Below are 10,870 nucleotides of genomic sequence, written 5' to 3'. Positions count from 1 at the left end.
GGTTCGGCGTGCGGTGCGATCGGGCCGGCCGGCGCCCACGGGAATCACCGTGGTTGCGCCTTGCCGCCGGGCGGCCCGAAGCCGCCGCGCGTCCGGGTTGCGCCGCAGCGCAGCACCTTTGCCGCTAAAACCTTGCAGCGGCTCTGATTCCATGCCCCTTTGCCGCGGTGTTTGACGCTCCGGCCCCGTTGACCCTCTCTGCCTGCGGGGATAGACAGGGCCAAGGTCGACACGCCACTTGACGGTGCCGCCCCGGGTTGGGGGGCACAGAAGAAGGAGCCAGCTCGTGGAAGAGATGTTGCGGGAATACCTCCCGATCCTTGTTTTTCTGGCCGTTGCAGTGGGTTTGGGCGTGGTTCTGATCCTGGCTGCGGTGGTTCTGGCGGTGCGCAACCCGGACCCGGAAAAGGTTTCGGCCTATGAATGCGGTTTCAACGCCTTCGATGACGCGCGGATGAAATTCGATGTCCGGTTTTACCTGGTGTCGATCCTGTTTATCATCTTCGATCTGGAGATCGCCTTTCTCTTCCCCTGGGCCGTGGCGTTCAAGGATGTGAGTATGCTGGCGTTCTGGTCGATGATGGTGTTCCTGGCGGTTCTGACCATCGGTTTCGCCTATGAATGGAAGAAAGGTGCACTTGAATGGGAGTGAGCACGGCCGCCTATGACGCGGGTCCCGACAAGGAAACCGCCACCCAGGCCCTCAACCGCGAGTTGCAGGACAAGGGGTTTCTGCTGACCTCGACCGAGGATGTGATCAACTGGGCGCGCACCGGGTCGCTGCACTGGATGACCTTCGGCCTGGCCTGTTGCGCCATCGAGCAGTTGCAGGTGTCGATGCCGCGGTATGACGTGGAACGCTTCGGCATGGCACCGCGCGCCAGCCCGCGCCAGTCGGACCTGATGATCGTCGCCGGCACGCTGACCAACAAGATGGCGCCGGCGCTGCGTAAGGTCTATGACCAGATGCCCGAGCCGCGTTACGTGCTGTCGATGGGGTCCTGCGCCAATGGCGGCGGCTATTATCACTACAGCTACAGCGTGGTGCGCGGCTGCGACCGGATCGTGCCGGTGGATGTCTACGTGCCCGGCTGTCCGCCGACCGCCGAGGCGTTGCTGTATGGCCTGCTGCAGCTGCAGCGCAAGATCCGGCGGACCGGGACGATCGTGCGGTGAGCCGCCCGAAGGAGAATTGACATGAACGAGGCGCTGAACGAACTGGGCGGGCATATCGAAGCCAAGCGCCCTGACTGCGTGCTGGGCTGGGCGGTGGCCTTTGACGAGCTGACCGTCGATGTGGCGCCATCGAACCTGCTGGGCCTGGTGGAATTCCTGAAGGCCGACCATACCTGCCGGTTCTCGACCCTGGTCGACATCACCGCGGTGGATCACCCCGAACGCGCCAAGCGCTTTGACGTGGTCTATCACCTGCTGTCGATGTACCAGAACCAGCGCATCCGCCTGCGTGTCGCGGTGCGCGAAGAGGACATGGTGACCTCGATCACCCCGGTGCATCCCTCGGCCAACTGGTTCGAGCGCGAGGTCTACGACATGTTCGGCATCCTGTTCACCGGCCATCCCGACCTGCGCCGGATCCTGACCGATTACGGTTTCCGCGGCCATCCGCTGCGCAAGGATTTCCCGACCACCGGCTATACCGAAGTGCGGTATGACGAGGCGGAAAAACGCGTGGTCTATGAGCCGGTCAGCCTGGTGCAGGAATACCGGCAATTCGATTTCATGAGCCCGTGGGAGGGTGCCGAATACATCCTGCCGGGTGACGAAAAGACGGAGGCGAAGTGATGGACGGCTCCCGTGGGTATGAAGACGCGCTGACCGGCGAACAGAAAATCCGTAACTTCAACATCAACTTCGGCCCGCAACACCCTGCGGCGCATGGTGTTTTGCGGCTTGTACTCGAACTCGACGGCGAGATCGTCGAACGGTGCGACCCGCATATCGGCCTGCTGCACCGTGGCACCGAGAAGCTGATGGAAAGCCGCACCTATCTGCAGAACCTGCCCTATCTCGACCGGCTGGATTACGTGGCGCCGATGAACCAGGAACATGCCTGGTGCCTGGCCATCGAAAAGCTGACCGGGGTCGAGGTGCCGCGCCGCGCCAGCCTGATCCGGGTGCTGTTTTCCGAGATCGGCCGCATCCTGAACCACCTGCTGAACGTGACGACGCAGGCGATGGATGTCGGCGCGCTGACCCCGCCGCTGTGGGGGTTCGAGCCGCGCGAGGATCTGATGGGCTTTTACGAACGCGCCTGCGGCGCGCGCCTGCACGCGGCCTATATCCGGCCCGGCGGGGTGCACCAGGATCTGCCGCCCGACCTGATCGACGATATCGAGAAATGGGCGCATGAATTCCCGAAAAAGCTGGACGATATCGACGGGCTGCTGACCGAGAACCGGATCTTCAAGCAGCGCAACGTCGATATCGGCGTCGTGACCGAAGAGGATATTCAGCTTTACGGCTTTTCCGGCGTGATGGTGCGCGGCTCGGGCCTGGCCTGGGACCTGCGGCGGGCGCAGCCCTATGAATGCTATGACGAGTTCGACTTCAAGGTGGCAGTCGGCAAGAATGGCGACTGCTATGACCGCTATCTGGTGCGCATGGCCGAAATGCGGGAATCGACCAAGATCATCCTGCAATGCATCGACAAGCTGCGGATGCCCGAGAACCAGGGCGATGTGCTGGCGCGCGGCAAGCTGACCCCGCCGAACCGGGGTGAGATGAAGACCTCGATGGAAGCGCTGATCCATCACTTCAAGCTTTATACCGAAGGCTTCCGCGTGCCCGAGGGCGAGGTGTATGCCGCCGTCGAGGCACCCAAGGGCGAATTCGGCGTCTACCTGGTGTCGGACGGGACCAACCGGCCCTATCGCGCCAAGCTGCGCGCGCCCGGCTATGCGCATCTGCAGTCGATCGACCATATTGCCACCGGCCACCAGCTGGCCGATATCGCGGCGATCATCGGTACGCTCGACATCGTGTTCGGAGAGATCGACAGGTAGCCGATGCTTCCCCTGATGACATATATCGCGCTGTTCATCACCGTGCTGATCACCGGCTATTACGCGGCGTTGTTCGTCCGTGATCCGGAACTGGCGATGGTGAAGGCGACGCACCGGATCGAGCTGCTGCCGCAGGTCATGACCGGGCGGTATATCGTCGTGTTCCTTTTCACGCTGGGCGCGCTGTTGATGAACGATCTGCGCGTCTCGGCCTACCTGTTTGCCGTCTGTGCCTTTATCGGCTTTTACGACGGCTGGCTCTATGCCCGTCGCGGGCTTCCCCACTTCAAGCATACGATCACCGGGCTGTTGGCGTTTGGCGCGCTCTGCGTCACGCTGCTGGCCTTGGCAACTGCAGGACCGACTTCATAATGCTCCGCCGTCTTCATCACGACCAGCCCGAGAGCTTCGCCTTCACCCCGGCCAATCAGGCCTGGGCCGAGGCGCAGATCACCAAATATCCCGAAGGGCGCCAGGCCTCGGCGATCATCCCGCTGCTGTGGCGCGCGCAGGAACAGGAGGGCTGGCTCAGCCGTCCGGCGATCGAACATGTCGCCGACATGCTGGACATGGCGCATATCCGGGCGCTGGAGGTGGCGACCTTCTACTTCATGTTCCAGCTGCAACCGGTTGGATCGGTTGCGCATATCCAGGTCTGTGGCACCACGTCCTGCATGATTTGCGGCGCCGAGGACCTGATGGCGGTCTGCAAGGAAAAGATCGCGCCGAACCCGCATCAGCTGTCGGACGATGGCAAGTTTTCCTGGGAAGAGGTGGAATGCCTCGGCTCCTGCGCCAACGCGCCGATGGCGCAGATCGGCAAGGATTATTACGAGGACCTGACCGCGGCGCGGTTTGGCGAACTCCTCGACGAACTCGCCGCCGGCAAGGTGCCGGTGCCGGGGCCGCAGAATGGCCGCTATGCCTCGGAACCGCTGGCCGGCCTGAGCAGCCTGACCGAATATGAAAGCGGCCGCACCCAGTACAACGCCTCGGTGCAGCTGGCCGCAGATATCGGCGACACGGTCAAGCGCATCGACGGCACCGAGGTGCCGCTGCTTGCGCCCTGGGGCAAGCAGAGCGGACAGGGCACAGAACTGCCGCCCGACCTTCCAGAGCCGCGCCCGGCCAAGGGCGAACCGGTGGACAAGACCGGCGTGACCGAGCAGGCAGCCAAGGCTGAATCGGCGGGCGAGCCGAAATCCGCGGCCCCGGCCGAGCTGAAAGACACCTCCGAGGAGGGGCCCGGGGTTCAGCCCGCCGGGCTGGAGGCCGCGCGCGATGGCCAGCCGGATGATCTGAAACTGATCAAGGGCGTCGGGCCGAAACTGGAATCGCTGCTGCACGAGCTGGGCTTTTTCCATTACGACCAGATCGCCGCATGGGGGCCGGAAGAGGTGGCCTGGGTCGACCAGAACCTCAAGGGCTTCAAGGGCCGGGTCAGCCGCGACAACTGGGTCAGCCAGGCGAAACTGCTGGCGGAGGGGGGAGAAACCGAATTCTCCCAACGCGCCAAGGATGACGGGATCTACGAGGAGTAACGCGCCAGAGGCGCATTGGGGATAGCCATGAGCACCGGGACCGAGAAAAGCGACTGCGAAAAACGCTGCTGGCAAATTGCGCTGGCGGTGGGCGTGGTGCTGTTCCTGTTGCTGTGGATCTTCGGCGCCGGCTTCCTCTGGGGGCTGCTGCTGGGCATCGCGTCTTTTACCGTCGTCGGTCTGGCGCTGATCCTGCTGCGGTGCCGCGGTGTCGAGTCCAAGCCCGAGCCCAAACCCGCCGCCGAACCCAAGGCCGTGCCCGAGGCAAAGCCGGCCCCGGCACCCGAGGTGAAGGCCGAAGCGAAGGCTGAACCGGCCCCCGCGCCGAAGCCCGAAGCCAAACCGGCCCCGGCGCCCACCGCCGAGGCCGCGCCCCAGCCCGACGCGCCGGAAGGACCGGCGCGGCTGAGCGCGGCACGGGACGGGCAGGCGGACGATCTCAAGCAGATCAAGGGCGTCGGTCCCAAGCTTGAATCGGTGCTGCACGAAAAGGGCTTCTATCACTTCGACCAGATTGCCGCCTGGACCGAGGCCGAGGTCGCCTGGGTCGATGAAAACCTCGAAGGCTTCAAGGGCCGGGTCAGCCGCGACGACTGGGTCGCGCAGGCCAAGATCCTCGCCGCCGGCGGCGACACCGAATTCTCCAAGCGCACCAAGTCGTGAGGAGCAGCTTGACCATGACCGAGACCGGAAAGAAGGGACTGACCGCCGGGCAGCGCACCGCGTTGCTGACCGCCGGTGCCGGCCTGTTCTGGATTCTCGCCAATGCAGCGGGCGCCTATTGGGGCTGGTCCAACCGGACCCGCGCGCTGTTCGACCTCATCACGATCGCCGCCTTCGGGCTGGCGCTGTGGCAGACGATCAACCTCTGGCGGACACGCCGGGACGACAAGGGCTAGGCCGATGCTGAAAGACGAAGACCGCATCTTCACCAATCTCTACGGGATGCATGACCGGACGCTGAAGGGCGCCCAGGCGCGCGGCCATTGGGACGGCACGGCGGATATCATCGCCAAGGGCCGCGACTGGATCATCCAGCAGATGAAGGACAGCGGCCTGCGCGGGCGCGGCGGTGCCGGCTTTCCCACCGGGCTGAAATGGTCCTTCATGCCGAAGGAAAGCGACGGCCGGCCGCATTACCTGGTGGTCAATGCCGACGAATCCGAACCGGCGACCTGCAAGGACCGCGAGATCATGCGCCATGATCCGCATACGCTGATCGAAGGCTGCCTGATCGCCTCTTTCGCGATGGGGGCACATGCCGCTTATATCTATATCCGCGGCGAATACGTGCGCGAGCGCGAGGCGCTGCAGGCGGCAATCGACGAATGTTACGATGCCGGGATGCTGGGGCCGAACGCCGCCAAGTCTGGCTGGGATTTCGACCTCTACCTGCATCACGGCGCGGGCGCCTATATCTGCGGTGAGGAAACCGCGCTGCTGGAAAGCCTGGAAGGCCGCAAGGGGATGCCGCGGATGAAACCGCCATTCCCGGCGGGCGCGGGTCTCTACGGCTGCCCGACCACGGTGAACAACGTCGAATCCATCGCGGTGGCCCCGACCATCCTGCGGCGCGGGCCGGAATGGTTCTCGTCCTTCGGGCGGCCCAATAATTTCGGCACCAAGCTGTTCGCCCTGACCGGCCATGTGAACAATCCCTGCGTCTTCGAAGAGCAGATGTCGCTGCCGGTGCGCGAGCTGATCGAGAAACATGGCGGCGGCATTCGCGGCGGCTGGGACAATCTGAAGGCGATCATCCCCGGCGGCGCGTCCTGCCCGGTCCTGCCCAAGGACAAGCTGGACGATGCGATCATGGATTTCGACTGGATGCGCGAGAACAAGTCGTCCTTCGGCACCGGCTGCATGATCGTGATGGATCAGAACACCGATGTGATCAAGGCGGTCTGGCGGCTGGCGAAATTCTTCAAACATGAAAGCTGCGGCCAGTGTACGCCGTGCCGCGAAGGTACCGGCTGGATGATGCGGGTGATGGACCGCCTGGTCACCGGCGATGCCGAGGTCGAGGAAATCGACATGCTGCTGGACGTGACCAAGCAGGTCGAGGGCCACACGATCTGCGCCCTGGGCGATGCCGCGGCCTGGCCGATCCAGGGCCTGATCCGGCATTTCCGGGAAGAGATCGAAGACCGCATCAAGGCCAAGCGAACCGGCCGCATGGGCGCGATGGCAGCCGAATAGGAGGGGCGCGGATGACCGAGTTCGCCGAATATTCCCACGCGCTGGTCTCGATGGCGCTGTTCGTGCTGATGACGCTGGTCATGAGCCCGCTGACCGCGTTGCAGAAATCGGCCGCCGGTCTGCAGGCCGGCGAAGCGCCGCGCGCGGATTATGCCGATCCGGTTTACCGGCTGAACCGGGCCTATCTGAACGCGACCGAGATGATGGGCTCGTTCGTGGCCGCCACCGGTGCGGCAATCCTGGCCGGGGCCTCGCCGTTCTGGGTCAACCTGGCGGCGGCGCTGTTCTTCGTCAGCCGGGTGGTGCTGCTGTTCATCCACCTGCGCGGCATCGGCCGGATGAATACCGGCCCGCGCTCGTTCGTCTATGCCTTCGGCTGGGCCTGCTGCATCCTGCTGGCGCTGCTGGCGATCTTCACGGTGTTCTAAGATTATGGCGATGCGCAACCTCTCTCTGATGCTTGCTGGCCTGGCGCTGCTGGCCGCCTGCGCCTCGCCGCGCCTGGACGATGCGCGCGCGCAGCAGGTGCTGGCGCTGCCGGGGCCGCAGCATTATGCCGAACGCATTGTCGCACGCGAACTGGCGGGGCGCTGCGTTCGCTATGCCTATGACGAGGAACTGGCCGACACGATGAGCCGGGCGCGCGTCAAGGCGGGGGCCGAAACCTCGGTCCAGGTGCGCGGCGCGGCCGATCTGGAAGCGGATATCAAGCGGCGTACGCTGGCCGCGCGCTATGGGGCCACGGCCTATGGCGCGATGGATCCGTGCCAGGTTCTGGATAGTGAAACCGCGGCGCAGACGCCGATGAGCGTTCTGGTCAGACGGCGAGGGTAAACGGATGAGACCGGGGGCATATCTCACACGCGCGGCCGCCGGGGCCGCAGCCATCGCTGCGGCGCTGGTTCTGTCGGCGTGCCAGCAGGACGAATACCGGCAGTCCTTTGACGGTTTCTATTTCAAGACCAAGACCAAATCGGTAGATGACAACCGGTTGCAATTCGCGGCCACGGTGCAGAAAGCGGCGCAGTCGCTGGAAGGCGCGCGTGAGGCTGCGGCCTATGATGCCACCAAGTATTGCATCGCCAATTATGGCACCTCGCGCATCCTGTGGGCGGTGGGCCCGGATGCGCCGGCGGATCAGTTGCGCCTCGTGGATGGCGACCTGACCCTGACCGGAGAGTGCAACCCGTGAGCGGATTTCGGCATATCGCGGTGGCCGGCGGGGGCGGGTTATTGCATGACAGGGCGGTCTCTGATCGCCCTGATCTCTCGATTTGGGAGAGATGCGCCATGCTGACCGTGAAACCGTTCCTGACCGCCATTCTGATTGCCGTGGCCTTGCCCGCCGCCGGGGCCGAAGCGCGCCCGTCGATGCGGGACGTGCCCGAGATCGAGGACGGGCTGTTTGCCGTCGCGATCGCCGACAAGGTGCGCGACGAATGCAGCAGCATCAGCGCCCGGATGCTCCGGGCCTATATGATGCTGCAGCGGCTGAAATCCCGGGCCAATGAACTGGGATATTCCGACGAGGAAATCCGCGCCTATGTCGAATCCGATACCGAAAAGGCAAGGATGCGCGCCAAGGGCGAGGCGTTCCTGATCCGCAATGGCGTGGCGCTCGACAATCCCGCCTCGTTCTGTGACTTCGGCCACAGGGAAATCGCAAAGAACAGCGCGATCGGCGCGCTATTGAGGGCGAAATAGACCATGTCTGACCTCCGTAAGATCGTCATCGACGGTACCGAGATCGAAGTGAACCCGGCCATGACGCTGATTCAGGCCTGCGAACAGGCCGGGATCGAGATTCCGCGTTTCTGCTATCACGAACGGCTGTCGATCGCCGGCAATTGCCGCATGTGCCTGGTCGAGGTGGTTGGCGGCCCGCCGAAACCCGCCGCCTCCTGCGCGATGCAGGTCAAGGATCTGCGCCCCGGCCCCGAAGGCCAGCCGCCGCAGATCAAGACCAATTCGCCGATGGTCAAGAAGGCCCGCGAAGGGGTGATGGAATTCCTGCTGATCAACCATCCGCTGGACTGCCCGATCTGCGACCAGGGCGGCGAATGCGACCTGCAAGACCAGGCGATGGCCTATGGCGTCGATTTTTCGCGCTATCGCGAACCGAAACGCGCGGTGGACGATCTGAACCTCGGCCCGCTGGTCGAAACCCACATGACGCGCTGCATCTCCTGCACCCGCTGCGTGCGCTTCACCACCGAGGTGGCGGGCATCACCCAGATGGGCCAGACCGGGCGCGGCGAAGACGCCGAGATCACCGCCTATCTGGGCGAGACGCTGAATTCGAACCTGCAGGGCAATATCATCGACCTGTGCCCGGTGGGGGCGCTGGTCAGCAAACCCTATGCCTTCACCGCGCGGCCTTGGGAACTGACCAAGACCGAAACCATCGACGTGATGGATGCGCTGGGGGCGAACATCCGGGTGGATACCAAGGGCCGCGAGGTCATGCGGATCCTGCCGCGCAACCATGACGGCGTGAACGAGGAATGGATTTCCGACAAGACCCGCTTTGTCTGGGACGGGCTGCGCCGCCAGCGGCTGGACACGCCCTATATCCGCGAAAACGGCAAGCTGCGCAAAGCCGACTGGCCCGAGGCGCTGGCCGCCACCGCCGCCGCGATGAAGGGCAAGAAACTTGCCGGGATCGTCGGTGACCTGGTCCCGGTCGAGGCCGCCTTTGCGCTGAAACAGCTGATCGAGGGGCAGGGCGGTGTTGTCGAATGCCGCACCGATGGCGCCAAGCTGCCCGCCGGCAACCGCTCGGCCTATGTCGGCACCGCGGCGATCGAGGATATCGACAGCGCCGGGGGCATTCTGCTGATCGGCACCAACCCCGCCGTCGAGGCACCGGTGCTGAACGCGCGTATCCGCAAGGCCTGGACCCATGGCGCCGAGGTTGGCGTCATCGGCGAGGCGGTCGACCTGACCTATGACTATCATCATTTCGGCACCGACCGGGCCGCGTTGGCCGATCATCTGAAGCTGGCCAAGGACGCGCCGGCGGATGAGTCTCAAGGCATTGTCATCGTCGGGCAGGGCGCAATCCGCGAGGCGGATGGCGAAGCCGTGCTGGCGATGGCGATGGAGATCGCCGCCGCGCGCCAGGCCAAACTGCTGATCCTGCACACCGCCGCCTCGCGCGTTGGCGCAATGGATATCGGCGCCGTGGCCGAGGGCGGCATGGAGGCGGTGAACGCCGCCGAAGTGATCTATAACCTAGGCGCCGACGAGGTCGAGATCGGCGACGGCGCCTTCGTGATCTACCAGGGCAGCCATGGCGATCGCGGCGCGCATCGCGCCGACATCATCCTGCCGGGTGCCGCCTATACCGAAGAGGGCGGCCTGTTCGTCAATACCGAGGGCCGGCCGCAAGTCGCGCTGCGCTCGGGCTTCCCGCCGGGTCAGGCCAAGGAGAACTGGGCGATCCTGCGGGCGCTGTCGGCCGAGCTGGGCGCGGCGCTGCCCTATGACACGCTGGCCCAGATCCGGATGGCGCTGGTGACCGAGGTGCCGCATCTGGCACAGGTCGACCAGGTGATCGAAAACGACTGGCAACCGCTCGCGGCCGGCACGCTGGGCAAGGCCGCCTTTGTCAACGCGGTCAGCGATTTCTACCTGACCAACCCGATCGCCCGCGCCTCGCAGCTGATGGCCGAGCTGTCGGCGGCGGCCAAGGCGCGAAACCACAAGATCGCGGCAGAATGAAGCGGGGCGTGTTGATATCCCTGCTGGCCGTGGCCGGCTGCGGCGTCGCGCCCGCCGCCGACTCGGCGCGGTTCGCGCCGGCCTACCACGGTGTCGAGGTGACGTTGCTGGACGACGATCTGGTGCAGATCGGCGTGTCGATGACCGGCGCGCGCGGCAGTTCCGATGTCGAGCGCTACGCCGAATGTGCGGCGGCGCAATATACCCTGGTGCGGGGATATGGATTTGCACGGCATTTGCGCACGGACGTGACGGAAAGGGGTGGTGAATGGACGGCGGATGCTGTTTACACCGTCTCGGCGGCGCTCCCCGATGGGTTGAAGACCATCGATGCCGAGGTCGCGGCCGCGAATTGCGCGGAAGACGGGATACCCACGGTGTGAG

At 64.7% G+C, this 10,870-nt stretch carries 15 protein-coding genes; all 15 read left to right on the top strand.

Annotated features, from left to right (window positions below; genetic code table 11):
- Positions 1-286: 286 nt before the first annotated feature.
- Positions 287-652 carry an NADH-quinone oxidoreductase subunit A gene (locus tag CVM52_RS09950; RefSeq protein ID WP_100162356.1) on the top strand — a complete coding sequence of 122 codons (366 nt, stop codon included), beginning with the start codon at positions 287-289 and terminating at the stop codon, positions 650-652.
- Entirely contained in the window at positions 643-1,176 is a 534-nt protein-coding gene (locus CVM52_RS09945) for a NuoB/complex I 20 kDa subunit family protein (protein ID WP_100162355.1), read from the top strand. The genes CVM52_RS09950 and CVM52_RS09945 overlap by 10 nt, the downstream gene beginning before the upstream one ends.
- A gap of 21 nt (positions 1,177-1,197) precedes the next feature.
- A complete protein-coding gene (locus tag CVM52_RS09940; protein WP_100162354.1) occupies positions 1,198-1,803 on the top strand; it encodes an NADH-quinone oxidoreductase subunit C in 606 nt (201 codons plus the stop codon).
- The gene (locus tag CVM52_RS09935) at positions 1,803-3,023 is read left to right on the top strand and encodes an NADH-quinone oxidoreductase subunit D (RefSeq protein WP_100162353.1); all 1,221 of its coding nucleotides are present in this window, start codon (positions 1,803-1,805) and stop codon (positions 3,021-3,023) included. Before CVM52_RS09940 ends, CVM52_RS09935 begins: the two co-directional genes overlap by 1 nt.
- Before the next feature lie 15 nt (positions 3,024-3,038).
- On the top strand, positions 3,039-3,395 hold the full coding sequence (locus CVM52_RS09930; RefSeq protein ID WP_133119821.1) for a hypothetical protein: 357 nt from the start codon (positions 3,039-3,041) through the stop codon (positions 3,393-3,395).
- Positions 3,395-4,564, top strand: coding sequence for an NADH-quinone oxidoreductase subunit E (locus CVM52_RS09925; RefSeq protein ID WP_100162351.1), 1,170 nt, complete (start codon positions 3,395-3,397; stop codon positions 4,562-4,564). The genes CVM52_RS09930 and CVM52_RS09925 overlap by 1 nt, the downstream gene beginning before the upstream one ends.
- A gap of 27 nt (positions 4,565-4,591) precedes the next feature.
- The gene (locus CVM52_RS09920) at positions 4,592-5,227 is read left to right on the top strand and encodes a helix-hairpin-helix domain-containing protein (protein WP_100162350.1); all 636 of its coding nucleotides are present in this window, start codon (positions 4,592-4,594) and stop codon (positions 5,225-5,227) included.
- A 14-nt stretch (positions 5,228-5,241) separates the two neighbouring features.
- On the top strand, positions 5,242-5,463 hold the full coding sequence (locus tag CVM52_RS09915; protein ID WP_100162349.1) for a DUF5337 family protein: 222 nt from the start codon (positions 5,242-5,244) through the stop codon (positions 5,461-5,463).
- A 4-nt stretch (positions 5,464-5,467) separates the two neighbouring features.
- Positions 5,468-6,763: an NADH-quinone oxidoreductase subunit NuoF gene (gene nuoF / locus CVM52_RS09910; protein WP_100162348.1), complete on the top strand. Its 1,296-nt coding sequence runs from the start codon at positions 5,468-5,470 to the stop codon at positions 6,761-6,763.
- Positions 6,764-6,774: 11 nt separating this feature from the next.
- On the top strand, positions 6,775-7,191 hold the full coding sequence (locus tag CVM52_RS09905) for an MAPEG family protein (RefSeq protein ID WP_100162347.1): 417 nt from the start codon (positions 6,775-6,777) through the stop codon (positions 7,189-7,191).
- Between the two features lie 10 nt (positions 7,192-7,201).
- Entirely contained in the window at positions 7,202-7,597 is a 396-nt protein-coding gene (locus tag CVM52_RS09900; RefSeq protein WP_133119820.1) for a hypothetical protein, read from the top strand.
- A 4-nt stretch (positions 7,598-7,601) separates the two neighbouring features.
- On the top strand, positions 7,602-7,955 hold the full coding sequence (locus CVM52_RS09895; protein WP_240620926.1) for a hypothetical protein: 354 nt from the start codon (positions 7,602-7,604) through the stop codon (positions 7,953-7,955).
- Between the two features lie 98 nt (positions 7,956-8,053).
- Positions 8,054-8,467, top strand: coding sequence for a DUF5333 domain-containing protein (locus tag CVM52_RS09890; RefSeq protein WP_100162345.1), 414 nt, complete (start codon positions 8,054-8,056; stop codon positions 8,465-8,467).
- Between the two features lie 3 nt (positions 8,468-8,470).
- Positions 8,471-10,486, top strand: a complete 2,016-nt coding sequence (gene nuoG, locus CVM52_RS09885) for an NADH-quinone oxidoreductase subunit NuoG (RefSeq protein ID WP_100162344.1) — start codon at positions 8,471-8,473, stop codon at positions 10,484-10,486.
- Positions 10,483-10,869, top strand: a complete 387-nt coding sequence (locus tag CVM52_RS09880; protein ID WP_172720968.1) for a YNQ4 family lipoprotein — start codon at positions 10,483-10,485, stop codon at positions 10,867-10,869. The genes nuoG and CVM52_RS09880 overlap by 4 nt, the downstream gene beginning before the upstream one ends.
- The last annotated feature ends 1 nt before the right edge of the window (position 10,870 follow it).

Source organism: Pseudooceanicola lipolyticus (assembly GCF_002786325.1).
GTDB lineage: Bacteria > Pseudomonadota > Alphaproteobacteria > Rhodobacterales > Rhodobacteraceae > Pseudooceanicola_C > Pseudooceanicola_C lipolyticus.
This window is presented reverse-complemented; position numbering and strand designations above follow the sequence as displayed.

Excerpts from the sequence above, each read along its gene's own strand:
- CVM52_RS09905 (WP_100162347.1), top strand. The coding sequence starts at position 6,775 with ATGACCGAGTTCGCCGAATATTCCCACGCGCTGGTCTCGATGGCGCTG.
- CVM52_RS09930 (WP_133119821.1), top strand. The coding sequence starts at position 3,039 with ATGACATATATCGCGCTGTTCATCACCGTGCTGATCACCGGCTATTAC.
- CVM52_RS09890 (WP_100162345.1), top strand. The coding sequence starts at position 8,054 with ATGCTGACCGTGAAACCGTTCCTGACCGCCATTCTGATTGCCGTGGCC.
- nuoG (WP_100162344.1), top strand. The coding sequence starts at position 8,471 with ATGTCTGACCTCCGTAAGATCGTCATCGACGGTACCGAGATCGAAGTG.
- CVM52_RS09895 (WP_240620926.1), top strand. The coding sequence starts at position 7,602 with ATGAGACCGGGGGCATATCTCACACGCGCGGCCGCCGGGGCCGCAGCC.
- CVM52_RS09900 (WP_133119820.1), top strand. The coding sequence starts at position 7,202 with ATGCGCAACCTCTCTCTGATGCTTGCTGGCCTGGCGCTGCTGGCCGCC.
- CVM52_RS09915 (WP_100162349.1), top strand. The coding sequence starts at position 5,242 with ATGACCGAGACCGGAAAGAAGGGACTGACCGCCGGGCAGCGCACCGCG.
- CVM52_RS09935 (WP_100162353.1), top strand. The coding sequence starts at position 1,803 with ATGGACGGCTCCCGTGGGTATGAAGACGCGCTGACCGGCGAACAGAAA.
- CVM52_RS09940 (WP_100162354.1), top strand. The coding sequence starts at position 1,198 with ATGAACGAGGCGCTGAACGAACTGGGCGGGCATATCGAAGCCAAGCGC.
- CVM52_RS09945 (WP_100162355.1), top strand. The coding sequence starts at position 643 with ATGGGAGTGAGCACGGCCGCCTATGACGCGGGTCCCGACAAGGAAACC.
- nuoF (WP_100162348.1), top strand. The coding sequence starts at position 5,468 with ATGCTGAAAGACGAAGACCGCATCTTCACCAATCTCTACGGGATGCAT.
- CVM52_RS09920 (WP_100162350.1), top strand. The coding sequence starts at position 4,592 with ATGAGCACCGGGACCGAGAAAAGCGACTGCGAAAAACGCTGCTGGCAA.
- CVM52_RS09880 (WP_172720968.1), top strand. The coding sequence starts at position 10,483 with ATGAAGCGGGGCGTGTTGATATCCCTGCTGGCCGTGGCCGGCTGCGGC.
- CVM52_RS09925 (WP_100162351.1), top strand. The coding sequence starts at position 3,395 with ATGCTCCGCCGTCTTCATCACGACCAGCCCGAGAGCTTCGCCTTCACC.